The sequence below is a fragment of the Mesorhizobium ciceri biovar biserrulae WSM1271 genome (assembly GCF_000185905.1).
Taxonomy (GTDB): Bacteria; Pseudomonadota; Alphaproteobacteria; order Rhizobiales; family Rhizobiaceae; genus Mesorhizobium; species Mesorhizobium ciceri.
Window position 1 is genome coordinate 5,047,024 of record NC_014923.1, and the last position, 24,808, is coordinate 5,071,831.

The window sequence follows — 24,808 nt, forward strand, 5'->3', positions numbered from 1 at the left end:
ATTGCATTGCGATATCGGACCGGGGACCGTAGACTGAACCGCTCCCGGCTGGTGCGGCCGCATGAAACGAGGAGGACGGATGGGCGCCGGAGCCTTGATCCAGGACGTGGAACCCGAGAACGCCGAGCGTCAGCGATGGCTCGCCTTGGCGGAAAAGGCATTGGCAGGCGCTTCCTTCGAGGAAAAGCTGGTCTCGCACAGCGATGACAACATCCGTATCGAACCGCTCTACGACCGCAGCACCGCGGCGGAACCGATCGTGCGTACAAACCCGAAATCGCCATGGATCGTCAGCCAGCGCATCGACGATCCGGACATCGACCGTGCCAGAAGCCAAGCGCTGGAGGATGTTGCACAGGGTGCCACGGGATTGTCGCTGGTCTTCGAAGGGGCGCCCAACGCGTTCGGCTACGGCTTGCCGAGAACGGCGGAGGCGCTGGAGGCGGTGCTGGACGGCATACCGCTCAACCGCATCCAGGTTCGCATCGACGCCCATCCCTGGAGCCGCGCCGTGGCCGACTGGCTGGTCGCGTTCCTGAGCAAGCGGCGATCGGACCCGGCAAAGCTCAACCTCTCCTTCGGCATCGATCCAGCGGCGATCTTCGCGGGAACCGGTCGGCTGCGCATGTCGATCGAGGCGCTGCAGGCCTCTATGCCACAGTCGCTGGCGCACTTCTTCGCGATGGGCGTTCCGGGCGTGCTGCTGGAAGCTGACGGGCGCGTGTTCCACAATGCCGGCGCCACGGAAGCGCAGGAACTTGGCATCATGCTGGCTTCGGCTGTCTCCTATCTCAGAATGTTCGAGACGGCGCGGCAGCCGCTTGTCTATGCCGCACCCCATATCGGTTTTGCGCTCAGCGTCGACCAGGACCAGTTGCTGTCGACGGCCAAGATGCGAGCACTGCGCAGGCTATGGGCGCGGGTGCAGGAGGCTTGTTCGATCCCGACATCCACCGCCAATATCCATGCCGAGACGTCGTTTCGCATGATGACGGCGATGGATCCGGAGACCAACATCCTGCGCACCACCATTGCATGCTTTGCCGCGGCGTGCGGCGGCGCCGATTCGATCTCCATCCTGCCGCACACGATCGCGCATGGTCTGCCGGCGGGTTTTGCCCGTCGTGTTGCCCGCAACACGCAGCTGATCATGGCCAATGAAAGCCATATCGATCATGTCACCGATCCCGCCTATGGTTCCGGCGCCGTCGAGGCGTTGACCGCGGAGTTGTGCGAGTTGGCGTGGACGGAATTGCAGACGATCGAAGCCGAGGGCGGTGTCCTGTCCAGCCTTCAGGACGGACGCATCCAGAAGCGCGTCCACGCAGCTGCGGAGCAGCGCAATGCAGCCTACCGCACAGGCCAACGGGCCATCATCGGCACCACGCTCTATCCATCGAAAGACGAACGTCCGGTCGAGACGCTGGCGGCGGAACGGCGGCCGGCCTTCACCGAAGGCGTTGCCGTCTGCGAGGCGCTGTTTCCAGTCCGCATCGACCAATCGATCGGAGCCGGCTCTTGATCCCGGACTTCGGCCAGATCGGCTGGGTCCCGCCACGCCGCGCTCCCGTCGAGGTCAAAGGCCAGCGGACCACGCCGGAAGGGCTCGTCGCCAAGCATCTGTACAATCAAAGCGACCTCAAGGGGTTGCCGCATCTCGACACCTATCCCGGCCTGCCGCCCTTCGTGCGCGGCCCCTACCCGACCATGTATGTCCAGCAGCCCTGGACCATCCGGCAATATGCCGGCTTCTCGACGGCCGAAGAATCCAATGCATTTTACCGACGCAACCTTGCCGCCGGCCAGAAGGGCCTGTCGGTCGCCTTCGATCTCGCCACGCATCGCGGCTATGACAGCGATCATCCGCGCGTTGCCGGCGATGTCGGCATGGCTGGCGTCGCCATCGATTCCATTCTCGACATGCGGCAGCTCTTCGACGGCATTCCGCTCGGCGAGATGACGGTATCGATGACGATGAACGGCGCGGTGCTGCCGATCATGGCGCTCTACATTGTCGCGGCGGAAGAACAGGGCGTTGCGCAGAAAGATCTCGCCGGCACCATTCAGAACGACATTCTGAAAGAGTTCATGGTCCGCAACACCTACATCTATCCGCCGAAACCCTCGATGCGGATCGTGTCGGACATCTTCTCGTACACATCGAAGAACATGCCGAAGTTCAATTCGATATCGATCTCCGGCTATCACATGCAGGAGGCCGGCGCGACGGCCGACCTTGAACTCGCCTATACGATCGCCGATGGCATCGAGTATGCCCGCGCCGGCGTCGCGGCGGGCCTCGACATTGACCGCTTTGCGCCGCGCCTGTCCTTCTTCTGGGCCATCGGCATGAATTTCTTCATGGAAGTCGCCAAGCTGCGGGCCGCGCGCCTGTTGTGGGCGACCCTGATGCAGAAGAATTTTTCGCCCAAGGACGAGCGCTCGTTGTCGCTGCGCACCCATTGCCAGACTTCTGGCTGGTCGCTGACGGCGCAGGATCCCTACAACAACATTGTCCGCACCATGATCGAGGCAATGGCTGCAACGCAGGGCCACACCCAATCGCTGCACACCAATTCCTTCGACGAGGCGATGGCGCTGCCGACCGACCATTCGGCGCGGATCGCCCGCAACACCCAGCTCATCCTGCAAAAGGAATCCGGCACCACGCGCATCATCGACCCGTGGGGCGGTTCGGCCTATCTTGAACGGCTGACGCATGATCTGGCGGCGCGCGCGCTTGCTCATATCGAGGAGGTCGAGGCGCTCGGCGGCATGGCGGCGGCGACCGAACAGGGCATTCCCAAGCTGCGCATCGAGGAAGCTGCCGCGCGCACGCAGGCGCGGATCGATTCCGGCGAGCAGATGCTGGTCGGCGTCAACGCCCATCGGCCCGAGACCGACATCGAGGTCGACGTGCTGAAGATCGACAATGCCGAGGTCAGGGCCCGGCAATTGTCGAAGCTGCAACGGCTGAAGGGCACGCGCGATGTCGCCGCCGTCGAAAGCGCACTCGATGCGCTGACCCGTGCCGCGCAAGGCAATGAAAACCTGCTGGAATTCGCCATCCGAGCCGCGCGCGCCAATGCAACGGTCGGCGAGATTTCATTCGCGTTGGAAAGGGCGTTTGGGCGCCACGTCGCTACGGTGCAGACCATTTCCGGCATCTATCGCAAGGCGCTTGGCGATCATCCCGTGGTCGACGGGCTGCAGGACAAGCTTGACGCCTTCGAGAAGAAGACCGGCGGCAAGCCGCGCATTCTCGTCGCCAAGATGGGCCAGGACGGCCACGACCGTGGCCAGAAGGTCATCGCTACGGCCTTCGCCGATCTCGGCTTCGACGTCACCGTCGGCGCGATGTTCCAGACACCGGATGAGATCGCCAGGCTGGCGGTCGCACAGGACGTCCACATCGTCGGCGCCTCGTCGCTGGCGGCGGGACATTTGACGCTGATCCCGGAACTGCGCGACGCGCTTAAAAAGCTCGGCCGCGGCGACATGCTGATCGTCGCCGGCGGCGTCATCCCACCGCAGGACTATGACGCGGTGCGGCAAGCCGGCGCTGCGGAAATCTTCCCGCCGGGCACAGTCATTCCAGAGGCAGCGGATCGCCTGCTGGACCGCCTGCTGGCCACGGACTAGGACTGCTGCATCTCTGAAAAGGTTGTGCTAGACTGACACTGCAACCAAGGTGCGGTAACCGTGAAGACGACCATCCACAAGCTCGACGACGGATCAGATGCCCTGATCTTGCCACGGGAATGCTGGACAGCTTGAATCTGCAATCGGGCGATCAGCTCCAGATCATCGAAACTGATCACGGCATCATTTTAAGACCGGTGGCCGACAGGTTCGAACGGCAGATGAAGGCCGCGCGCGAGGTCATGGACAAATATCGGGTCGGGCTTCAGAAACTCGCCAAATGACGCGCCAATCAGTGCGGCGGATTTGAGACGTCCTAGCTCTCGGAGAGCTTGACGATTTCCCATTCCTTGCCGTTGACGCTGGCCAAGTCGCCGATCTTCTTGCCGAACAGGGCGACAGCCATTGGCGAAACATGCGAAATGCTGCCCTTGGTGGGATCAGCCTCGTCCTCGCCGACGATCTTCCAATGCACCTTCTTGCCGTCATCGCTCTCGATCGTGACGCCCATGCCGAAGCGCACAACGTCACTGCCCGGCTCCGGCACCGAGAGTTCGGCGCTTTCGCGCCGGGCGGTCCAGTAACGCAGATCGCGCGACACGACCGCTATGCGCTCGCGGTCGGCTTTGCGTTCGGCCTTCGCCAGTATGTCGCGCAGATCGGCCAGATTTTCCTCGATCTGCGCCAGGCCGCGTTCCGTCACCAGATTGCGATGCTGGCTGACCGGCCGCTCACCGACACCGGCGATGGCATTTTCGCTGTCTTCCTCGCGGGTGAAAGCTCTGCTCATTTCCTGAACTTAGGCCCGCAGAGGCTGCTCGACAAGCCATTGTCGTTTCCGTCCAGAGGAGAGGCAAACCGTCTGGCACGATTCCTGCGACGCCAAGGTTGAACGCTGGGATTCTGTGCCGATGTTGAACAGACGAACGCTGCTGACTGGAACCGCCGGCTTTGCCGTCATGGGCCTTGCGCTCGGCAAGGCGGTAGCCGCAAGCTTGAGCGGCATCGAGAAAGCCTCGATGCGCGGCTCGATCAATGCCACCGAACTCGGCGTGCAGCCCGGCACATCAGACGATCAGAGCAAGGCCTTCGCCAAACTGCTGCGTGACGCAAACAGCCGCGACATGCCGGTGTTCCTGCCGCCCGGCACCTATGTCGTCTCCAATCTTTCGCTGCCCGGCCGCGTACGTCTTTCCGGCGTGCCGGGCGCGACGCGCATCGTTTACGGCGGTGACGGCCACCTGTTCATGGCCGAACAGGCCGACCATATCGAACTTAGCGGACTGGTCTTCGATGGTGCGAACCGTGCGATGGGCGATTACACGCAAGGGCTGCTCGATCTGCGCCGTGTCGCGCACCTCGCCATCGACAATTGCCAGATCACCGGCAGCGGCAAGAACGGGCTGGCGCTGGAACACGCGATCGGCCGGATCGAGCGCTGTGAGATATCGGGCGCCGCCGATGCCGGCATCTATTCGGTCGAAGCCGGCGGGCTGGCCATCACGGGCAACACCGTTTCCGACTGCGCCAATGGCGGCATCCTCGTACACCGCTGGCAGGTGGCCGAAGACGGCACCATGGTCACCGGCAACCGCGTCCAAGGGATCCAGGCACGCAGCGGCGGAACCGGGCAGAACGGCAACGGCATCAATGCCTTTCGCGCCGGCAATGTCGTCATCTCGGGCAACATCGTCTCGGACTGCGCCTTCTCGGCCATCCGCGCCAACAGCGCCAGCAACCTGCAGATATCGGGCAACACCTGCTCGCGCTCTGGCGAAACGGCGATCTATTCCGAGTTCTCGTTCGAAGGCGCCATCATCAGCAACAACATCGTCGACGGCGCCGCCAACGGCATCTCGATCGTCAATTTCAACGAAGGCGGCCGCATGGGCGTCTGTTCCGGCAACATCGTGCGCAATCTGTCGACCAGCGGCCCCTACCCCGCCGACTCGCCGGGATTTGGCGTCGGCATCGGCGTTGAGGCCGACACCACCGTTTCCAACAATGTCATCGAGAACGCGCCACTCTATGGCATGCAGATCGGCTGGGGCCCGTACCTGCGCAATGTCGTCGCCACCGGCAACATCATCCGCAAGGCAGGAACCGGGATCGTCGTATCCGTGGTCGAGGGCGCCGGTACGGCCGTCATTTCAGACAATGTCATCGACGGCGCGCTGAACGGTGCGGTTGTCGGCCAGCGCTGGGCGGAGCCCGCGACAGGCGATCTCGCCTCGTCAAACGGTAGCGGCTACGCGCATCTGACCGTCGAGCGCAATCACGTCACTTGAGAGTTGCCGTCGGCCTCAGCGCTCCGACTTTGGCACCGTTGCGATTTTCGATGGGCGTGTTTGCCAATTCGAGCAGCTTCGCCGCCAAGGCCTCGTCGGCACGCAACAGTTTGGCAAGGACGGCGGCAACCATGGCTTCGCCGGCGCGGCCGGCGCCATCATCGCATTTGAGTGCGATGCCGAGGCCAAGTTCCGGAATTGCGGCACAATGGACGCCTTCGGCGCCGCCCTTCGTGAAAATCCGCCCTGGTGCGGCCTCCATCAACGCGACGTCTTCGCGGCCGCTGCCGGAAACGAAGAAGGGCTCGGCCATGCAGGCGGAAAGCAGCCGCTTTGCAGCCTTGGCTCGCTCTGGGCCAAAACCTGATGTCGTGGCCATGCGGGCAAAGCCGAGCGCGAAGCTCCTGAGCGGCACCGCGTAGGTCGGGATCGAACAGCCGTCGATGGCACGCTGGTCCTCACCATGGACAGCGCCCGTCACCGACTGCATGGCGTCGCGCACCATGTCCTGCAGGCCGTGTCCCGGCTTGACATAGCCGCGATGCGCAATGCCGGCGTGGACGCAGGTGCAGAGGAAGCCGGAATGTTTGCCGGAACAATTGTTGTGCAAGGCGTTCGGCGAGCCGCCGGCGCGGGCGAGCGCAATCTCGGCGTCATGATTGGATGGCCAATGCGTGCCGCATTCGAGCGCCGATCCGTCCAGCCCAGCCTTGGCCAGCATGGATCGCGCAAGGTCGACATGTGCCGGCTCGCCCGAGTGGGAGGCGCAGGCGAGCGCCAGTTCGCGGTTGCCGAAACCATAGGCATCCGCCGCCCCGCTTTCGACCAACGGCAAGGCCTGGATCGCCTTGACCGCCGAGCGCGGAAACACCGGCTTGGCCGTATCGCCGATCTCCCACACGGGCTTGCCGTCGCCATCGAAGACCGCGACTGAGCCGCGATGCGCGCTCTCGACGATCGCGCCGCGCAAGACTTCGATCAGAACCGGATTTGTCATGTCACCTCCCGCAAATGCGGGCGGTTTATCTGATCCGGTCGAGAATGGAAACGTAGTTGGCGACCGCCGCACCGCCCATATTGAAGATGCCGCCCAGTTTTGCGCCCGGCACCTGGATGCCGCTGGCCTCACCGACAAGCTGCATGGCGGTCAAGACATGCATGGACACGCCAGTGGCGCCGATCGGATGGCCCTTGGCCTTCAGCCCGCCGGACGGATTGACCGGCAGGCGACCATCCTTGGCCGTTGTGCCGTCCAACGCCAGCTTCGCCCCCTCTCCCGGCTTGGCAAGGCCCATCGCCTCGTACTCGATCAGTTCGGCAATGGTGAAGCAGTCATGCGTTTCGACGAAGGACAGATCGTCGAGCGTCACGCCGGCCGATTTCAGCGCCCGGTTCCAGGCCTGCTCGCAGCCTTCGAAGGTCAGAATGTCGCGCTTCGACATCGGCAGGAAATCCTGCACATGTTCGTTGGCGCGGAAGGCAACGGCACGGCGCATCTTCAGTGCCGTGGCGGTGTCGGCAAGGATAAGGGCGGCGGCGCCGTCGGAGACCAGCGAGCAGTCGGTGCGCTTCAGAGGACCGGCAACGAAGGGGTTCTTCTCGCTCTCTTGGCGGCAGAACTCATAGCCGAAATCCTTGCGCATCTGCGCATAGGGATTGTCGACGCCGTTCTTGTGGTTCTTGGCGGCAATCATGGCCAGCGCATCCGACTGATCGCCATAACGCTGGAAATAGGCCTGCGCGATCTTGCCGAAGACGCCGGCGAAACCCGCGGGTGTCTCGCCGTCCTCGGGCAGATAGGACGCCTTGAGCAGGTTTTTGCCGATCTCCGGCCCCGGCGTCGTCGTCATCTGCTCCGCGCCGACCACCAGCACGATGCGAGCGGCATTCGCGTCGATGGCGCGGATGCCTTGGCGGACCGCCGCCGATCCGGTGGCGCAAGCGTTCTCGACACGCGTCGCCGGCTTGAAGCGCAGCCGGTCGTCGGCCTGAAGCACCAGACTGGCGGTGAAATCCTGCGCCGAAAAACCGGCGTTGAAGTGGCCGAGCACGATCTCGTCGACCTCGTCGGGACCGATGCCGGCATGGTCGAGCGCGTCCGTTGCCACCTTGACGATGAGGTTTTCGAGCGTTTCGCCCTCAAGCTTGCCGAAGCGCGAATGCGTCCATCCGACGATGCATGCGGTCATGGCGGTCTCCATCCTTGGCGCCGGCCTGGCATGTCGGCTCACGGCGCATTTCGCATCTATTGTTCAAAGATAAACAATCGTGCCGGTTTCGTGAAGGGCTGGAGGCGTACAATCGCTTGGTACAGCCGAGATCGCGGCCGATTTTTTTGTTGATTGACGCGTCAATAAAAAATAATCCTGTTCTCTCAAAGGATCATGGCGAGATGCCGAAAATCGGAATGGAACCGCTGCGCCGCAAGGCGCTGATCGACGCGACGATCTCGGCGATCGGCGAGCGCGGTTCGCTCGACGTGACCATGTCCGAGATCGCCGGACGCGCCGGCGTGTCGTCCGCCCTTGCCCATCATTATTTTGGTGCCAAGGACGAGCTGCTCTTGGCGACGATGCGGCACATACTGGCGGAGCTTACAGCCGATACGTTGCGCGCCCTTGGCTCGGCCAATAGCGCGCGCGAAAGGGTCTCGGCGGTGGTCGCTGTCAATTTCTCCGACATCCAGTTCCAGCCGGAAACCATCGCCGCCTGGCTCGCCTTCTATGTCGAGGCGCAGAAATCATCGGCCTTGCGCCGGCTGCTCAAGGTCTACGCGCGGCGGCTGCACTCGAACCTGATGAGCGGGCTGACCGGGATCTTGCCCAGAGCCGAAGCCGACCGCGCCGCCGAAGCGACCGCGGCGATGATCGACGGGCTCTACATCAGGCGGGCGCTGAAAGACGGCGTGCCCGATGCCGCGACCGCGATCGCGCTGGTCGAGGACTATCTCGAAACCAAACTTGGCGAGCGGCGCAAACAGTGACAATGAAGCGAACCAATTTCCTGATCGTCATGGTCGACCAGCTCAACGGAACCCTGTTTCCGGACGGACCGGCGGAGTTTCTGCATACACCGCATCTGAAAGCGTTGGCCGCGCGTTCGGCGCGCTTTGCCAACAACTACACGGCCTCGCCGCTCTGCGCGCCGGGCCGTGCCTCGTTCATGAGCGGGCAATTGCCGTCGCGCACCGGCGTCTATGACAATGCCGCCGAATTCGCCTCATCGATCCCGACCTTTGCCCATCATTTGCGCGCCGCCGGCTACTACACCTGCCTGTCGGGCAAGATGCATTTCGTTGGGCCGGACCAGTTGCATGGTTTCGAGGAGCGGCTGACGACCGACATTTATCCAGCCGATTTCGGCTGGACGCCGGATTACCGCAAGCCCGGCGAGCGTATCGACTGGTGGTATCACAATCTGGGCTCGGTGACCGGTGCAGGCGTCGCCGAGATCACCAACCAGATGGAGTATGACGACGAGGTCGTGTTCCTGGCCACGCAGAAGCTCTATCAGCTTTCGCGCGAACAGGACGATGCGAACCATCGGCCTTGGTGCCTCACTGTCTCGCTGTCGCATCCGCACGATCCCTATGTCGCGCGCAAGCAGTATTGGGATCTCTATGAGCATTGCCGGGCGCTGGACCCGGAAACCGGGTTCATCGCGTATGACCAGCAGGATACGCATTCCCGGCGGCTGTACCACGCCAGCGACTATCCCTCTTTCGAGATCACACCGGAGCAGGTGCGTCGTTCGCGGCAGGGCTATTTCGCCAACATCTCCTATGTCGACGACAAGCTGGGCGAGATCCTGGACGTTCTCGAGCGTACACGCATGGCGGACGACACAATCATCCTGTTCTGCTCGGATCACGGCGACATGCTCGGCGAGCGCGGCCTGTGGTTCAAGATGAGCTTCTTCGAGGGTTCGGCGCGGGTGCCGCTGATGATTGCCGGCAAGGGCGTTCGCGCCGGGCTGATCGAGACGCCGGTCTCCAATCTCGACGTGGCGCCGACGCTTTGCGATCTCGCCGGCATCGACATCGCTGCGATCGCGCCGTGGACCGACGGCCAGTCGCTGCTGCCGCTCACCGAGGGCATCGAGCGCACCGCGCCGGTGTTGATGGAGTATGCCGCCGAAGGGTCCAATGCGCCTTTGGTGGCGATCCGCGACGGCAGATACAAATTCGTCCATTGCGAGCTCGATCCGCCGCAACTGTTCGATCTCGAAGCCGATCCGCTCGAACGGGACAATCTGGCCGACGACGCGGCCAATGCGGGCCTGGTGGCGGCATTCATGGACAAGGTCCAGACACGCTGGGACATGGCCGGCTTCGACGCCGCTGTCCGCGAAAGCCAGGCGCGCCGCTGGGTCGTCTATCCGGCGCTGCGCAACGGCGCCTATTACCCCTGGGATTTCCAACCCCTGCAAAAGGCGTCCGAGCGTTACATGCGCAATCACATGAACCTCGACAATCTCGAAGAGAGCAAACGGTATCCGCGAGGCGAATGATGTCAGACCTTCTCGTCCCCTCCCTTGACCATCTCAAGCAGGCCTATGCCGTCACCTCCAGGGCGACGCAGATCACGCCGCTGCTGGAATCGACGGCACTAGCCCGCGAGACCGGCGCCGCCCGCGTCTTCATCAAGCCGGAATCGCTGCAATGGGCCGGCTCATTCAAGGTGCGCGGCGCCTATTGGCGCCTGAAGCAGCTTTCAGTTGACGAAGCGAAGAAGGGCGTCGTCGCCTACTCCTCCGGCAATTTCGCGCAAGGGCTGGCGGCTGCCGGCCAGGCGCTTGGCGTTCCCGTCACCATCGTCATGCCGATCGACGCACCGGCCGCCAAGCGTGATGCCACGGCGGGCTATGGCGCCCGCGTCGTGCTGACCGACCATGGCGAGCGCGCGCGGGAGGAAGTCGCCGCCGCCAAGGCGCGCGAGATCGCCGAGACAGAGGGCCTGGCGCTGCTGCATCCATTCGACGATCCGGAGATCGTCGCCGGCCAGGCGGGCGCCGGCCTCGAAGCGCTTGACCAACTCGAAGCCAAAGGTGCCAGCGCCGACCTCTTGTTCTGCTCGGTCGGTGGCGGTGGGTTGATCGGCGGCGTTTCGCTCGCCTTCCATTATCTGTCGCCCGCCACAGAGATCATCGGCGTCGAGCCGGAAGGTTTCAATGGCATGGGCTCGTCGCTGGCGCATGGCAGCATCGAGACGATGCCGATCGGGCCGAAATCGATCTGCGACGGTTTGATGTCGCGACGGCCGGGCGATGCTCCGTTTGCCGCGGTCAAGACGGCGGGTGTTCACGGCATCACCGTCGACGACCAATCGGTGCGGCGCGCGATGCGGATCGCCTTCGAGCGCATGAAGCTGGTGCTCGAACCGTCGGGGGCGGCGTCGATCGCGGCATTGCTCGGCGGCAAGGTGGATGTGAAGGACAAGACCGTCCTTGTTGTGGCTACCGGCGGCAATGTCTCGCTCGCCGATTTCATGGCGCATATGAACCATGCTTGAAGCGGATTTCGTCATCATCGGCTCCGGCTCGGCCGGCTCGGCCATGGCCTATCGCCTGTCGGAAGACGGCAAGCATTCGGTCATCGTCATCGAATTCGGCGGCAGCGATATCGGGCCGCTGATCCAGATGCCGTCGGCGCTGTCGATCCCGCTCAACATGAGCCTCTACGACTGGGGCTTTGCCAGCGAGCCGGAGCCGCATCTCGGCGGCCGTGTGCTGGCGACACCGCGCGGCAAGGTTATCGGCGGCTCGTCCTCGATCAACGGCATGGTCTATGTGCGCGGCCACGCCCGCGACTTCGACCATTGGGCCGAAGAGGGTGCGGCCGGCTGGGGCTTCGCCGACGTGCTCCCCTATTTCAAGCGCATGGAGGATTCGGATGGCGGCGAGGATGGCTGGCGCGGGCACGGCGGGCCGCTGCATGTGCAGCGCGGCTCGCGTAAAAATCCGCTCTATGGCGCCTTCGTCGAGGCTGGCCGCCAGGCCGGGTTCGAACTGACGGAGGACTATAACGGTTCCAAGCAGGAAGGTTTTGGGCCGATGGAGCAGACCATCAGCGGCGGCCGCCGATGGTCGGCGGCATCAGCCTATCTGAAGCCGGCGCTGAAGCGCAAAAACGTCAGTCTGGTCAAGGGCTTTGCGCGGCGGGTGATCATCGAGAATCAGCGCGCCATCGGCGTCGAGATCGAAGCTCACAAACAGATTCAGGTCGTTAAGGCGCGACGTGAGGTAATCGTCGCCGCATCGTCGATCAATTCGCCCAAGATCCTGATGCTGTCCGGCATCGGTCCGGCCGAGCATCTGCGCGAAAACGGCATTCCGGTGGTGGCCGACAGGCCCGGCGTCGGCCGCAACCTGCAGGACCATATGGAGCTCTACATCCAGCAGGAATCATTGCTGCCGATCACGCTCAATTCGGTGCTGAATCCGTTCTCGAAAGCGCTCATCGGGGCGCAGTGGCTGTTCCTCAAGAACGGGCTAGGCGCCACCAACCATTTCGAAGCGGCGGCCTTCGTGCGATCGCGTGCCGGCGTCGACTACCCCGACATCCAGTACCATTTCATCCCCGCGGCAGTCCGCTATGACGGCAAGGCGGCGGCCAAGTCGCACGGCTTCCAGGCGCATGTCGGACCGATGCGCTCGAAGTCGCGGGGGTCGGTGACGCTGCGCTCGCCGGACCCGAAATCGAAACCGATGATCCACTTCAACTACATGTCGCATCCAGACGACTGGGCGGAGTTCCGCCACTGCATCCGGCTGACCCGCGAGATCTTCGGCCAGTCGGCGTTCGATCCCTATCGAGGCAAGGAGATATCGCCGGGCAGCCACGTGCAGTCGGACGACGATCTCGACATCTTCATCCGGGATCACGCGGAGAGCGCCTACCATCCTTGCGGCACCTGCAAGATGGGCCGCGCCGACGACGTGATGAGCGTCGTCGATCCGGAGTGCCGGGTCATCGGCGTCGAAGGATTGCGGGTCGCCGATTCCTCGATCTTCCCGCGCGTCACCAACGGCAATCTCAATGCGCCGTCGATCATGACCGGCGAGAAGGCATCCGATCACATCCTTGGCCGCACGCCGCTGGCGCCGTCCAACCAGGAACCATGGATCAATCCGCGCTGGCAGGCGTCGGACAGATAGAGCATGATCGTGTGACTGCACGATCCGCATGCCGCGAAAGACAATCTGGAGACTTCCATGCGCGCTCAGCCCACGGCATCGCACTATGTCAACGGACGCTACATCGAGGACGAAGGCGGCGCCCCGCTGCCGGTCATCTATCCGGCAACCGGCGAGACCATCGCCATGCTGCGTTCGGCAACGCCGAACGTGCTGGAACTCGCCGTCGAGGCCGCGCGGGCGGCGCAGCCCGCCTGGGCGCGGCTGAAGCCGGTCGAGCGCGGGCGCATCCTGCGCCGCGCCGCCGACATATTACGCGCCCGCAACGCCGACCTCGCTCGCATCGAGACGCTGGACACCGGCAAGGCGATCCAGGAAACGTTGGTGGCGGATGCGCCCTCGGCTGCGGACTGCCTTGAATATTTCGGCGGTGCCGTTGCCGCCTACAACGGCGAGTCGGTCGATCTCGGCGGACCCTTCGCCTACACAAGGCGCGAAGCGCTCGGCGTCTGTGTCGGCATCGGCGCATGGAACTACCCGATCCAGATCGCCGGCTGGAAATCGGCACCGGCGCTCGCCATGGGCAATGCCATGGTGTTCAAGCCGTCGGAAAACACGCCGCTGTCGGCGCTGGCACTGGCCGAGATCTACAGCGAAGCGGGGCTACCCGACGGCTTGTTCAACGTTGTGCAGGGCTATGGCGATGTCGGCGCCGGGCTTGTCGGCCACGATGTCGTCGCCAAGGTCTCGGTGACCGGTTCGGTGCCGACCGGCCGCAAGGTGCTGTCGCTTGCCGGCTCGAAGATGAAGCACGCGACGATGGAACTCGGGGGCAAGTCGCCGCTGATCGTGTTCGACGATGCCGACATCGAGAACGCCATTGGCGGCGCCATGCTCGGCAATTTCTATTCGACCGGACAGATCTGCTCCAACGGCACGCGCGTCTTCGTGCAGAGCGGCATCCACGACCGCTTTGTCGACCGTCTGATAGAGCGGACCAAGAAAATCCGCATCGGCGACCCGCTCGATCCCGAAACCCAGATGGGACCGCTGGTCTCCAAGGCGCAGCACGACAAGGTGGCCGGCTATATCGAGATCGGCAAGCAGGATGGAGCGACGCTTGCTTGCGGCGGCAATGTGCCTTCGCTGCAGGGCTTTCAGGGCGGCTTCTTCGTCGAGCCGACGGTGTTCACCGGCGTGACCGATGGCATGCGCATCGCCCGTGAAGAAATTTTCGGACCAGTGATGAGCGTGTTGAAATTCGACGGCGAGGACGAGGTGATCGACCGCGCCAACGACACCGAATTCGGCCTCGCTGCCGGCGTCTTCACGCGCGACCTGCCGCGCGCCCACCGCGTCATCGCCGAACTGCAGGCCGGCACCTGCTGGATCAACGCGTATAATCTGACGCCGGTGGAAATCCCGTTCGGCGGCTTCAAACAGTCAGGCATCGGGCGTGAGAATTCACTGGCCGCACTGGCGCTCTATTCGCAGCTGAAGTCGATCTATGTCGAGACCGGGGATGTGGCGAGCCCGTACTGAGGCTGCCCTTACGCCTTCAGGTCGGCCGTGCTGTCCAGATACTGGGTCAGCGCGCAGACCAGATGATAGAAGATGCTGGCCGGAACGTCCGATGCCAGTGAGCGGCCGCGCTCGTCGATGCGGTCGATCCACAGGCCGAGCGGCGCCGGGTCGATGTGCCAGCGGAACAGCCGGCCGACGCGCGCTTCGATCTCGGGCTTCAGATCGGGGCCGCCCGAGCCATCCAGTGCGATCGCCGCCTTCACGGCTTCGGCCTGCGGCCAGCTGCGCGATATCAGGTCGAGCGGCAGGCCCTGCCGCGAGACGGCGCCATAGGCAAGCCCGGTGGCGCGGTTGAGGCCATTGGCGATGGCCGAGGCGTAGAGTTTCCTGGCAAAGCCGCTCAACTCGGCCTGGCCGCTGCGCCCGGCGAAATCGACCAACAAAGAGGCCCATTCGAAATGGTGGCCAGGCTCGGTCCACGAGCCTTTCTCGCCGGCGGATGGTTTCCATTCGGCATCGAAATACTCGCCAAGCGTCCAGCTTTCCGGATCGAAGAAATGACTGCGGAAGAGGTCGATGATGCGCGCTGCGCGGCGCAGATGGGCGCGCTCGCCGGTCGCCTGGTGCCAGGCGAGGAAGGCCTCAAGCAGGTGCATATGCGGGTTGGAGCGGCGCTCGCCTTTGCCATCCGATGTCTCAAGGAAGCCGGTCATGCGGCTGTCTTCGAGATGCGCATCGAGAAAGGCGAAGGTTTCCTCGCCGAGGCGCAAGGCGTCGGGATTGCCAGACATATGCGCATGCGCCAGTGCCAGGAGCACGCAGGAATGATCGTAGGCATCCTCGGTGGCGTCGGCAACCGAACCGTCAACATTCAGCGTCCGAACCCAGCCGCCCTTGTCGGTGCGGCCCTTGCCGGCCATGAAGGCGATGCCGTGGCTGATCAGCCGGTCGGCCGGACCGTCCCAGCCGCGCGCCCGGGCAACGGCGAAGGCATAGACCTGCCTCGCCGTGGTGCGCATGCGCTTGGGCTTCATCAACGGCGAAGCGTCCAGGCCAAGCGCTTCGTGAAAGCCGCCATGGCGTTCGTCGACGCCCGATGTCGACCACAGCGGCAAGGTCTCCTGAAACAGCCAGTGATGCACGCGCCGCCGCCAGGCGCCGCTTTCGATGACGCGGTCATGCGCCGGCGTGAACCTGGTTTCCAGGCGACCCGATTTTTCGAGCTGCTCGACGATCTTCTTGACGTGTTGGCTGTGGCTGACCGGAGCGACGAAGGTGGCATCCGATGTCGAAACGATGGCGATGTCCTTCATGCCGATCGCCGACAGCAGGCGGCCGTCACTGCGAATGTAGGAATTCTCGCAATCGATGGCGACGACGTCGCCGATGATGACATTGCCCCGGTCGTCGGCGGGGCCGACATCGAGCAGCGACTGCCATGAGCCGAGATCGTTCCAGCGGAAGCCGGCCGGCACCATCGCGATGTCTTTTGCCCGCTCCATGATGGCGTAGTCGATCGAGTTCGACGGAATGGCGGCGTAGAGTTCTAGCGGCATGTAAAGGCCGGACAAATCCGATGTCGCTGCCTTGTACGCTGCTTCGGTGGCCTGCCAGATATCCGGCTGGAACGCTATGAAGGCATCACGCATGGCGCTGGCGCGAAAAAGGAAGATACCGGTGTTCCAGTAGAAATTTCCGGCCTTGAGATAGCTTTGCGCAGTCGCAAGATCCGGCTTTTCGACGAAGCGCGACACGTCGAAGATGCCGCCGCTTTCGGCCGCAACCTCGATATAGCCGTAGCCGGTCTCGGGCTGTGTCGGCCTGATGCCGAACACCACCAGCCGGCCGCTACGCGCTGCCTCGGTGCCGGCTTCGACGCTCTGCCAGAACTGGCGCGGGGTCGATATCTCATGGTCCGACGGCACCACCAGCACCAGGCTGTCGCCGAACTCGGACAGTGTGCGCAGCGTCGCCAGTGCGACGGCGGCGGCTGTGTTGCGCCCGGTCGGCTCGAACAGCGGCCCGCCGCCGGCGAGGTCGAGGCCGGCAAGATCGGCGTGAACGCGGTCGGCATGGCGCTCCGCGGCAATCAGGAAGATCGGCGTTTCGCCTTCCGGCCGGGCCGTCAGCCGGCGCAAGGTCTTGGCCAGCATCGAGCCGTCGCCGGACAGATCGTGGAACTGCTTGGGATTGTCCTCGCGCGACAGCGGCCACAACCGCGAGCCGACCCCGCCGCTCATGACAAAACTGACAATCCGCTCGGTCATTCAACCACCATTCAAAAGGTCTGGTTGTAGGCGCCCACCTCGGGGCTGCGGCGCAGCACGGTGTCGACAGCCTCGAACATCTCCCGTCGACGCTGCGACGACACCGGGCTTTCGACGACCACGACCAGTTCCGGCTTGTTCGACGAGGCGCGCACCAGTCCCCAGGTGCCGTCGTCCGCGACAACGCGCGCACCGTTGACGGTGATGAGGTCGGCGATCTTCTGGCCCGCAAAAACCGTTCCATCCCGCTTCATGGCCTGAAAGTCGGCAACCACCCGCTCGACAACGCCATACTTCACATCGTCCGCGCAGTGCGACGACATGGTCGGCGTGCCGAAGGTCAGCGGCAGCGCGCGGTATAGATCGGCCATCGAACTGCCGGGGCTGCGGTCCAGCATCTGGCAGATGGCAATGGCGGTGACCAGCCCATCGTCATAACCCCGCCCGATCGGCGGGTTGAAGAAGAAATGGCCCGACTTTTCGAAACCGGCGACGGCGCCAAGCTCGGCGACGCGGCGCTTGATGTAGGAGTGGCCGGTCTTCCAGTAGTCGGTGACGGCGCTGTTGGCGCGCAGCACGCTGTCTGTGTTGAACAGGCCGGTCGACTTGACGTCGACGACGAAGGTCGAGCCCGGATGCTGGCTGGAGATATCGCGCGCCAGCATCACACCGACCTTGTCGGCAAAAATCTCATTGCCCTCATTGTCGACGACGCCGCAGCGGTCGCCGTCACCGTCGAAGCCAAGGCCGACATCGGCTCCAGTCTCAAGCACCTTGTCCCTGATGGCATGCAGCATCTGCATATCCTCGGGATTGGGATTGTAGCGCGGAAAGGTGTGGTCGAGTTCGACATCGAGCGGGATGACCTCGCAGCCGATGCGCTGCAGCGCTTGCGGCGCGAAGGCGCCGGCGGTGCCGTTGCCGCAGGCGGCGACCACTTTCAGCTTTCGGGTGATGCGCTTGTCCTCGGTCAGATCGTCGAGATAAGTAGCGCGAAAATCGCGAACGAAATCGTAGGAGCCGCCGCCGACGAGATCGAAATCGCCGGCCAGTACAATCTGCTTCAGCGCGCTCATCTCTTCCGGCCCGAAAGTCAGCGGCCGCGCCGCACCCATCTTGACGCCGGTCCAGCCATTCTCGTTATGCGAGGCGGTGACCATAGCGACCGAAGGCACGTCCAGTGCGAACTGGGCGAAATAGGCCATCGGCGACAACGCCAGTCCGATGTCCCTCACCCGAGCGCCTGCAGCCATCAAACCGGACACCAGCGCCAGCTTGATGCCAAGCGAATAGGAGCGGAAATCGTGCCCGGTGACGATATCGGGACCGGCACCGACACGGCGGATCAGCGTGCCAAGCCCCATTCCGAGCGCCTGGACGCCATTCAGATTGAGCTCCGGCAGTTGCGCGGAGCCGGGATGGCCAAACCACCAGCGCGCATCATATTCTCGAAAGCCGGATGGCTTGATCAGCGCTTCGGTTTCGAACTCGAAACTGTTGGGCCGGGCGTCGCCAACGATGCTGAAGGACAAGACTGGAAAACTCCGAGTGGCGGAAATTACGAGTTGTCGAGGACTGCGGCTTAGCACAGAAGGCTTTAAGCCACGTTTATCCCAGGAGGGAATCCGAGCCTTTCGGGCTATGCTCGACGAAAGCCGATGAAATGCGACAGAAGTGCTGCCATGCCGCTTGCAGGAACGAAGTGTGGCGGCTATAAGCCCGCGGTCTGGTCACGGAGTGTAGCGCAGCCTGGTAGCGCACCTCGTTCGGGACGAGGGGGTCGCAGGTTCAAATCCTGCCACTCCGACCAGAAAAAACAAAGAGTTAGCGCATCCCGACTTCGGCGCTCCACCTGCCCCTCAAGCGAGATTACTCGCGTCTCCCCGCCGGCCGACAGCGATGCCTGTTGCACTGGACAGCAACCAGACGGTCAACCGGCCGCTTTATGCCTTCATACGTGCGCTCGCGGACAGATTCCGGAAAACATCTCAACTGGCACGCGCGTCCGGCTAGCGGAGGCCAAAAAAGCTCAAGATCGCTATCACGATGACCACAGCTCCAACGAGCCAAATGATATTGTTCATGATCTCTCTCCTGTTGCCTGGGGGAAGCCCGCGCCTCTGGCGGAGAACGCGGGCCGACCAGTCTTTGCCGACTGATCCGCAGCAGACACCAAATCGTGATCCCGGCTGCGAGAAATAAAACCATCAGGCACGTCTAATGTTCCGTCGTTGACGAGATCCGGCGATGACCAGTGAACGTTCGGGCCGATGCCGGACCACCGGAACCAAAGTGATCAGGGGCAGTTAATCCAATGAAGGGCTAATTAAGAAAATGGAGAAATTGCAATGAAAACAATGATCATGTGCGCGTTGGCGATTTCCATTGGACTGCCCGTCGTGGCTTCGGCAGCCGAAGCCGATGTGGTTGTTAGAACCCATCATCGACATCACGGCAGCGTCAAGATCATCAACGAAGACGGTCAGCGCTTGCACCACCGCCGCCATGGTACTGTGGCGTTCTACGACCATGGGCGCCGGCATCATCACCGCGATACCGTTGTCGTGACAGGTTCCGTTTCCACCCATCGCCACCACCATCGGCACCATCCCGTGGTGATCGAGAACGACGGGTACTGACCACAGATCTCCGGCCCGATTCTTGAAGGAATCGGGCCACGAGAGGCCCTTTGATCATGCTTTTGGCAGCACCGTCGGCAAGACAATTGCCCCTAGCCAGACTTAGGTCTGACCCCTGCCCGACCGAAGTCCAGGTTGGAAACGCATGCGCTTGCCCCAAATTCGGGGTGGCGGGCAAAATGATCGATGAAACCAAGAGCAGCAGCATGTCGAACCGTGAGACCAAACGATCCGATGCCCTGAGCACGCGAGTAACAGAGATCAAGGCCAGGATGCAGCAAGCCCAGATTACCGAAGACGAGATGAAGACCTTCCAGAAGGTCGCGGCCATCATGGAGGGCGGCGAGGGCCGAATCGAGGTTGACGACCTGATTGCCGCGTCATTCCTCACCGACACGCTGCTGAACAGCCCGAAGCGTTAAGCGACCATGCCGACGATTAGCAGACTTTTTGATTCCCACGCCGATGCGACGCGGGTCGCTAGCGACTTGGTGGCGGCCGGAATTCCTCGCGTACAGATCGCGATCATCGGGCCTTACAATGACGAGACAGGATCTGTTTGGGTTTCCGCTTTGGGATCGGTACTGGGCGCTGCTGCCGGCGGGTTGGCATGTCTGAGCGTCGTTGCGGCAGTTGGCATCAATCCTGTTGCTGCGAGCGTATTGCCAACAGCGGTGGCTGGCGCGGTCTGTGGCGGCGTTGCCGGCGGTCTGTTTGGAACATTCGCCCTGCACGCCATGAAGGCGGATGATCAGGACGTGGCCGAGGGCGTCGTCCTGGTGACGGCGCATGTCGATGAAAATGACGCCGAGATCGCTCAGACAGTGCTCGGCGGTCCCCCGTCGACGTTGGTGGCCGAAGCAGCTTAGGAAAGCCGCCTCGACGTCGCCGGAACCGGCACTCTCCGTTTGCCAGCGATTGAACTCCACACCCGGCAGATAGCAATTCAGACTGGGGATGTTCCTGCCGTCGGCCCGCATGGCCGAACCCTGTGGCAGGTTGCTTCGCGGCCGCATATTTTGACGAAAAGGCCCGTCGGCTCTAGGGTCGATGGACCTGATGGAATGAGTGAAACGGCGGGCCGAGTGCGACATGAATTTGAATTCAACCACAGCCCCGCCCTTGATTCTTGTGATGACGCTGGTTCTCGTCGCTGGCTGTTCATCGCTCGGCAGAACCGTCGATCCGGCGAAATACGATTCAATGACGTGCACCGACCTCAACAGTGCGATGGGAGACGTCGCCCGTGACATCTCGCAAACGGCAATCACGCGCGGCAAGGTCGCCAACACCAATGTTCCACGCTGGCTGCTCGGCGGCTCACGCGTGAAGACCGCGGTAGCCAACCGTGAAACAGCCAGGATCGACCGGCTTAAGCAGCAACAGGATGCCATTGCCGCCGTGCGAGCGCGCAAGTGCCAGAGGTCCGCGAATTGAGCGGACAGCCAACGCCTCGGTGCAGAGCCCGGTTCAGGCGCTCAGGCGAAATCGCGTCACGTCGATCGCGGCGGCCATCAGCGTCTGTGTGTAGGCGTGCTGCGGATTGCTGAAGATCGCCTCGGTCGGCCCTTCCTCGACGATCTTGCCCTGTTTCATGACGATGATGTAGTCGGCCATGGCGCGCACGACCGACAGATCGTGGCTGATGAAGAGATAGGACAATTCGTGGTCCGCCTGCAGCTTGCGCAGCAGTTCGACGATCTGTTTCTGCACAGAGCGATCGAGCGCCGAAGTCGGCTCATCCAATACCACCAGCCTGGGCTTCAGGATCATGGCGCGGGCAATGGCGATGCGCTGCCGCTGACCGCCGGAGAATTCGTGCGGGTAGCGGTTGCGGGCGTTGGGGTCGAGGCCGACCTCGCGCAAGGCCTCGACCGCGCGTTGATCACGCTGCTTGCCCGAAAGGTCAGGCTCATGCACCAGAAGTCCTTCGGTGATGACCTGGCCGACAGTCATGCGCGGCGACAACGAGCCGAACGGGTCCTGGAAGACGAGCTGCATCTGGCGCCGCAGCGGCCGCATCGCCTGCCTGTCGGCTTGGGAAATGTCGCGATCGCCGAAACGGATGAGCCCGTCACTCGGCAACAGCCGCAGCAAGGCGCGGCCAAGAGTCGATTTGCCCGAGCCGGATTCACCAACGATGCCGATGGTCTGGTTGCGCTGCAGCCGGATCGAGATGTGATCGACTGCACGCAGCATCAGCGGTTCGCCAGCAAGAAACCCGCCGCCGATCCTGAACGTCACTTCGACATTCCTGCCTTCGAGCAGCACTGGGGCGTTGGCGGGCGGCGGCGCCTTGCTGCCGGTCGGCTCGGCCGCCAGCAGCATTTTCGTGTAGGCATGCTGTGGGTTGACGAAGATGGCCTCCGCCTCCCCCTCCTCGACAACCTCGCCCTGGCGCATGACATAGACCCGATCGGCAAAGCGGCGGACGATGCCAAGATCGTGGGTGATGAAGACGATCGCCATGCCGAGCTTGCGCTGCAATTCGGCCAGAAGCATCAGGATCTGCGCCTGTATGGTCACATCGAGCGCCGTCGTCGGCTCGTCGGCGATCAATATGTCAGGGTCGTTGGCGAGAGCCATCGCGATCATCACACGCTGGCGCTGGCCACCCGACATTTCGTGCGGATAGGATTTCATCCGCCGCTCGGGATCGGGAATATGCACCAGCCGCAGCAGTTTGAGCGCTTCTTCACGCGCCTCGGCGACATTCAGGCCCCGATGCCGGCGGATCGGTTCGATCAACTGGTTGCCGATTGAATAGAGCGGATCGAGCGAAGTCATCGGCTCCTGGAAGATCATGCTGATCTTGCGGCCACGGACCTTGTTGAGCTCGGATTTGCTGAGTGTTAGAAGATTGCGGCCACGATAGTCGACGCTGCCTGTCGCTTCGCCATTCGACGCCAGCAGGCTCATCGCCGCCATCATCGTCTGGCTTTTGCCGGAGCCGGATTCGCCGACCACGGCAACGGTCTCGCCCGATTTGACATGGATGTTTATGCCCTTGACCGCCTCGACGGCGCCGTCGAGCGTGCGGAAGCGGACACGCAAATCCTTGACGCTGAGGATCGTTTCGGAAGCAGCCATCTCAGCGGTCCCCCTCTTTATCGACCCGCATCTTAGCGATCCCCATCTTAGCGATCCCTCGGGTCGAGTGCGTCGCGCAGGCCGTCGCCGACGAAGTTCAGCGCAAACAGCGTCGAGACGAGGAAGAAGGCGGGGAACAGGAGCAGCCAGTTGGCGGTGCCGATGTTCTTGGCGCCGACCGAGATCAGAACGCCCCAGCTGGTCATCGGCTCCTGCACGCCGAGGCCGAGAAACGATAGGAAGCTTTCCAGGATGATCACCTGCGGCACCAGCAGCGTCATGTAGATGACCACCGGGCCGAGCAGGTTGGGGATGACGTGGCGCAGCAGGATGCCGCGCTGGCCGACGCCCATGGCTTCCGCCGCCTGGACATATTCCTGGCGGCGGATCGACAGTGCCTGGCCGCGCACGATGCGCGCCATGTCGAGCCACAGCACGGCGCCGACGGCCAGGAACATCAGCACGAAGTTGCGGCCGAAGAACACCACCAGCATGATGACGAAGAAGATGAAGGGCAAGGAATAGAGCACGTCGACGATGCGCATCATCACCTCGTCGACCTTGCCTCCGGCAAAACCGGCAGCGGCCCCGTAGACCACGCCGATGACCACCGCCACGACGCCCGCGAGCAGGCCGATGGCCAGCGATATACGCCCGGCCATCAGCGTGCGCGACAACAGGTCCCGTCCGGTGTTGTCGGTGCCGAACAGGAAATATTGCTGCTTGATCGAGGCGCTCATCGTCACTTCGAGACCGTCCGGCGACTTGCTCTCGATCTTGGTGTCGTCAAAGGCATCGGATCGGTCAAGATAGCGGATGTTGCGATCGTCGATCGGCCTGGTCGACTTGACGGTGACGAAGACCTGGTTGCCTTCCTGCCGCCATTCCTTGATGTCGACCCGCATGCGCTTGATCGCTTCGGTGAGCGCCGTCTCGATCATGTCGGCCTTCGGATAGGCTGACAGGCTTGGCGGCATGCGCACATAGTCGGCATAGATGGTGGTGTATTGATGCGGCACGAACCACGGCCCGAACACGCTGACGACACCGATCAGGGCAAGGTAATACAGGCTGAACATGGCGGCGCGATTGGCCTTGAGCCGCGCCCAGGCATCCCCCCAGAGCGAACGGCCGATGACGGTGGGGGCGACTGTGGCCGCGATGTCAGTCATAGCGCACCCTCGGATCGACGACCGCGTACATGACGTCGACGATCAGGTTGAAGACAATGGTAAAGATGGCGATCACCACCACCGTTCCCATCACCAGCGTGTAGTCACGATTGAGCGCGGCATCGACGAAATAGCGGCCGACGCCTGGGATGGAGAAGATCGTCTCGACGATGACCGAGCCGGTCAGCAGTGCCGCCGCCGCCGGACCGGTGAAGGAGACGATCGGCAGGATGGCGCCGCGCAAAGCATGCTTGACCACCACCGACCAGTCGGACAGGCCCAGCGCGCGCGCCGTGCGGATGTGGTGGGACCGCAAGGATTCGATCATCGAGCCACGCATCAGCCGGGCGACGATGGCGATCTGCGGCAGGGCGAGCGTCAGCACCGGACCGACCTTGTTGATGAAAGCGCCATCGCCCCACCCACCGATCGGCAGCAGCCTCCAGGTCAGCCCGAACAGGAGTTGGATCACCGGCGCGATGACGAAGGTTGGGATGGTGCTGCCGGCCGTCGCCAGCGCGATCACCGTATAGTCGCCAAGCTTGTTCTGATTGAGCGCCGCAATGGTGCCGAGCACGGAACCGAGCAGCAGCGCCAGGACAAGCGCCGAGGCGCCGAGCTGGACCGAAATCGGCAGCCCCTTGGCGAACAGTTCGGTGACGGTGAAATCCGGCATGTTGTAGCTCGGGCCGAAATTGCCGCGCAACAGATTGCCGAGATAGTGGACGAATTGCAGCCAGAGCGGGTCGTTGAGGCCAAACTGGGCTTCGAGATTGGCCCTGATCTCGGGACTGAGCCCCCGCTCCTGGTTGAATGGACCGCCCGGCGCGACGCGCATCAGGAAAAACGCCATTGTCACGATGACGAACAGCGTTGGAATGGCGGTCAGAAGCCGCCGTAATACGTATCGCAGCATCGGTGCCCCGCTTGATCCAGAGCCGCGCGCGTCCAGTTGGACGGCCGCGCTCCAGCTTTCAAATCTTCGCACCGACATTTGCCGAAATCGAATTCCGGTACCCGGGCCGATGCGATGGCAAACCATCGCCACCGCG

General features: G+C 63.0%; 21 protein-coding genes and 1 tRNA gene. 14 read left to right on the top strand and 8 right to left on the bottom strand.

All coding sequences use genetic code 11. The features are described from left to right. Positions 1-79 precede the first annotated feature (79 nt). The 3 genes from MESCI_RS24615 to MESCI_RS24625 all read left to right on the top strand — a co-directional run bounded on the left by MESCI_RS24615 (position 80) and on the right by MESCI_RS24625 (position 3,926). Positions 80-1,522, top strand: a complete 1,443-nt coding sequence (locus tag MESCI_RS24615; RefSeq protein ID WP_013532672.1) for a methylmalonyl-CoA mutase subunit beta — start codon at positions 80-82, stop codon at positions 1,520-1,522. Beyond that, positions 1,519-3,642, top strand: a complete 2,124-nt coding sequence (scpA, locus tag MESCI_RS24620; protein ID WP_013532673.1) for a methylmalonyl-CoA mutase — start codon at positions 1,519-1,521, stop codon at positions 3,640-3,642. Before MESCI_RS24615 ends, scpA begins: the two co-directional genes overlap by 4 nt. 131 nt (positions 3,643-3,773) lie before the next feature. Beyond that, entirely contained in the window at positions 3,774-3,926 is a 153-nt protein-coding gene (locus MESCI_RS24625; RefSeq protein ID WP_244514279.1) for an AbrB/MazE/SpoVT family DNA-binding domain-containing protein, read from the top strand. A gap of 32 nt (positions 3,927-3,958) precedes the next feature. Here the strand turns inward: MESCI_RS24625 and greA are convergent, their stop codons facing one another. After that, positions 3,959-4,432 (bottom strand): transcription elongation factor GreA, encoded by a 474-nt coding sequence (greA, locus tag MESCI_RS24630; RefSeq protein ID WP_013532674.1) that lies wholly within the window; start codon positions 4,430-4,432, stop codon positions 3,959-3,961. Positions 4,433-4,553: 121 nt separating this feature from the next. Between greA and MESCI_RS24635 the strand changes: the two genes are divergently transcribed. Beyond that, positions 4,554-5,930, top strand: coding sequence for a TIGR03808 family TAT-translocated repetitive protein (locus MESCI_RS24635; RefSeq protein WP_013532675.1), 1,377 nt, complete (start codon positions 4,554-4,556; stop codon positions 5,928-5,930). On the opposite strand, the gene MESCI_RS24640 is transcribed toward MESCI_RS24635, so the two are convergent. Both MESCI_RS24640 and MESCI_RS24645 read right to left on the bottom strand, forming a co-directional pair. Continuing rightward, positions 5,923-6,927: an asparaginase gene (locus MESCI_RS24640; RefSeq protein ID WP_013532676.1), complete on the bottom strand. Its 1,005-nt coding sequence runs from the start codon at positions 6,925-6,927 to the stop codon at positions 5,923-5,925. The two genes, MESCI_RS24635 and MESCI_RS24640, sit on opposite strands and share 8 nt — an antisense overlap. A gap of 25 nt (positions 6,928-6,952) precedes the next feature. Next, positions 6,953-8,119, bottom strand: coding sequence for an acetyl-CoA acetyltransferase (locus MESCI_RS24645; protein ID WP_013532677.1), 1,167 nt, complete (start codon positions 8,117-8,119; stop codon positions 6,953-6,955). A 203-nt stretch (positions 8,120-8,322) separates the two neighbouring features. Here MESCI_RS24645 and betI point away from each other — a divergent pair, with 203 nt between their 5' ends. The 5 genes from betI to betB are packed head-to-tail and all read left to right on the top strand — an operon-like array spanning position 8,323 to position 14,606. Next, the gene (gene betI, locus MESCI_RS24650; RefSeq protein ID WP_013532678.1) at positions 8,323-8,913 is read left to right on the top strand and encodes a choline-binding transcriptional repressor BetI; all 591 of its coding nucleotides are present in this window, start codon (positions 8,323-8,325) and stop codon (positions 8,911-8,913) included. A gap of 2 nt (positions 8,914-8,915) precedes the next feature. Further along, positions 8,916-10,439, top strand: a complete 1,524-nt coding sequence (gene betC, locus MESCI_RS24655) for a choline-sulfatase (RefSeq protein WP_013532679.1) — start codon at positions 8,916-8,918, stop codon at positions 10,437-10,439. Continuing rightward, positions 10,439-11,440 (top strand): threonine/serine dehydratase family protein, encoded by a 1,002-nt coding sequence (locus MESCI_RS24660; protein ID WP_013532680.1) that lies wholly within the window; start codon positions 10,439-10,441, stop codon positions 11,438-11,440. The genes betC and MESCI_RS24660 overlap by 1 nt, the downstream gene beginning before the upstream one ends. Then, positions 11,433-13,085: a choline dehydrogenase gene (gene betA, locus MESCI_RS24665; RefSeq protein WP_013532681.1), complete on the top strand. Its 1,653-nt coding sequence runs from the start codon at positions 11,433-11,435 to the stop codon at positions 13,083-13,085. The genes MESCI_RS24660 and betA overlap by 8 nt, the downstream gene beginning before the upstream one ends. A gap of 57 nt (positions 13,086-13,142) precedes the next feature. Continuing rightward, positions 13,143-14,606 (top strand): betaine-aldehyde dehydrogenase, encoded by a 1,464-nt coding sequence (gene betB, locus MESCI_RS24670; protein ID WP_013532682.1) that lies wholly within the window; start codon positions 13,143-13,145, stop codon positions 14,604-14,606. An 8-nt stretch (positions 14,607-14,614) separates the two neighbouring features. On the opposite strand, the gene MESCI_RS24675 is transcribed toward betB, so the two are convergent. Together MESCI_RS24675 and MESCI_RS24680 are read right to left on the bottom strand one after the other, a co-directional pair. Next, entirely contained in the window at positions 14,615-16,855 is a 2,241-nt protein-coding gene (locus MESCI_RS24675) for a mannose-1-phosphate guanylyltransferase/mannose-6-phosphate isomerase (RefSeq protein ID WP_013532683.1), read from the bottom strand. Between the two features lie 11 nt (positions 16,856-16,866). Then, entirely contained in the window at positions 16,867-18,387 is a 1,521-nt protein-coding gene (locus tag MESCI_RS24680; RefSeq protein ID WP_013532684.1) for a phosphomannomutase/phosphoglucomutase, read from the bottom strand. Between the two features lie 201 nt (positions 18,388-18,588). Here MESCI_RS24680 and MESCI_RS24685 point away from each other — a divergent pair. From MESCI_RS24685 to MESCI_RS24705, 5 genes are all read left to right on the top strand, one after another. Beyond that, positions 18,589-18,665: transfer RNA gene (locus MESCI_RS24685), tRNA-Pro, on the top strand. 538 nt (positions 18,666-19,203) lie between these two features. Beyond that, complete coding sequence (locus MESCI_RS24690; RefSeq protein ID WP_013532685.1) at positions 19,204-19,494, top strand: hypothetical protein; 291 nt, start codon at positions 19,204-19,206, stop codon at positions 19,492-19,494. A gap of 206 nt (positions 19,495-19,700) precedes the next feature. Further along, complete coding sequence (locus MESCI_RS24695; protein ID WP_024503705.1) at positions 19,701-19,916, top strand: hypothetical protein; 216 nt, start codon at positions 19,701-19,703, stop codon at positions 19,914-19,916. Between the two features lie 6 nt (positions 19,917-19,922). Beyond that, positions 19,923-20,363, top strand: coding sequence for a hypothetical protein (locus MESCI_RS24700; RefSeq protein ID WP_063167694.1), 441 nt, complete (start codon positions 19,923-19,925; stop codon positions 20,361-20,363). Between the two features lie 223 nt (positions 20,364-20,586). Continuing rightward, positions 20,587-20,931 carry a hypothetical protein gene (locus MESCI_RS24705; protein WP_013532688.1) on the top strand — a complete coding sequence of 115 codons (345 nt, stop codon included), beginning with the start codon at positions 20,587-20,589 and terminating at the stop codon, positions 20,929-20,931. Between the two features lie 33 nt (positions 20,932-20,964). On the opposite strand, the gene MESCI_RS24710 is transcribed toward MESCI_RS24705, so the two are convergent. The 3 genes from MESCI_RS24710 to MESCI_RS24720 are packed head-to-tail and all read right to left on the bottom strand — an operon-like array spanning position 20,965 to position 24,672. After that, positions 20,965-22,584 (bottom strand): ABC transporter ATP-binding protein, encoded by a 1,620-nt coding sequence (locus MESCI_RS24710; protein ID WP_013532689.1) that lies wholly within the window; start codon positions 22,582-22,584, stop codon positions 20,965-20,967. Positions 22,585-22,631: 47 nt separating this feature from the next. Next, entirely contained in the window at positions 22,632-23,756 is a 1,125-nt protein-coding gene (locus MESCI_RS24715) for an ABC transporter permease (protein ID WP_013532690.1), read from the bottom strand. After that, entirely contained in the window at positions 23,749-24,672 is a 924-nt protein-coding gene (locus MESCI_RS24720) for an ABC transporter permease subunit (protein WP_013532691.1), read from the bottom strand. The genes MESCI_RS24715 and MESCI_RS24720 overlap by 8 nt, the downstream gene beginning before the upstream one ends. Positions 24,673-24,808: the final 136 nt, after the last annotated feature.

Coding starts and splice junctions, on each gene's coding strand:
- MESCI_RS24615 (WP_013532672.1), top strand. CDS start 80: ATGGGCGCCGGAGCCTTGATCCAGGACGTGGAACCCGAGAACGCCGAG.
- greA (WP_013532674.1), bottom strand. CDS start 4,432: ATGAGCAGAGCTTTCACCCGCGAGGAAGACAGCGAAAATGCCATCGCC.
- MESCI_RS24635 (WP_013532675.1), top strand. CDS start 4,554: ATGTTGAACAGACGAACGCTGCTGACTGGAACCGCCGGCTTTGCCGTC.
- MESCI_RS24640 (WP_013532676.1), bottom strand. CDS start 6,927: ATGACAAATCCGGTTCTGATCGAAGTCTTGCGCGGCGCGATCGTCGAG.
- MESCI_RS24645 (WP_013532677.1), bottom strand. CDS start 8,119: ATGACCGCATGCATCGTCGGATGGACGCATTCGCGCTTCGGCAAGCTT.
- betI (WP_013532678.1), top strand. CDS start 8,323: ATGCCGAAAATCGGAATGGAACCGCTGCGCCGCAAGGCGCTGATCGAC.
- betC (WP_013532679.1), top strand. CDS start 8,916: ATGAAGCGAACCAATTTCCTGATCGTCATGGTCGACCAGCTCAACGGA.
- MESCI_RS24660 (WP_013532680.1), top strand. CDS start 10,439: ATGTCAGACCTTCTCGTCCCCTCCCTTGACCATCTCAAGCAGGCCTAT.
- betA (WP_013532681.1), top strand. CDS start 11,433: ATGCTTGAAGCGGATTTCGTCATCATCGGCTCCGGCTCGGCCGGCTCG.
- betB (WP_013532682.1), top strand. CDS start 13,143: ATGCGCGCTCAGCCCACGGCATCGCACTATGTCAACGGACGCTACATC.
- MESCI_RS24675 (WP_013532683.1), bottom strand. CDS start 16,855: ATGACCGAGCGGATTGTCAGTTTTGTCATGAGCGGCGGGGTCGGCTCG.
- MESCI_RS24690 (WP_013532685.1), top strand. CDS start 19,204: ATGAAAACAATGATCATGTGCGCGTTGGCGATTTCCATTGGACTGCCC.
- MESCI_RS24695 (WP_024503705.1), top strand. CDS start 19,701: ATGTCGAACCGTGAGACCAAACGATCCGATGCCCTGAGCACGCGAGTA.
- MESCI_RS24700 (WP_063167694.1), top strand. CDS start 19,923: ATGCCGACGATTAGCAGACTTTTTGATTCCCACGCCGATGCGACGCGG.
- MESCI_RS24705 (WP_013532688.1), top strand. CDS start 20,587: ATGAATTTGAATTCAACCACAGCCCCGCCCTTGATTCTTGTGATGACG.
- MESCI_RS24710 (WP_013532689.1), bottom strand. CDS start 22,584: ATGGCTGCTTCCGAAACGATCCTCAGCGTCAAGGATTTGCGTGTCCGC.
- MESCI_RS24715 (WP_013532690.1), bottom strand. CDS start 23,756: ATGACTGACATCGCGGCCACAGTCGCCCCCACCGTCATCGGCCGTTCG.
- MESCI_RS24720 (WP_013532691.1), bottom strand. CDS start 24,672: ATGCTGCGATACGTATTACGGCGGCTTCTGACCGCCATTCCAACGCTG.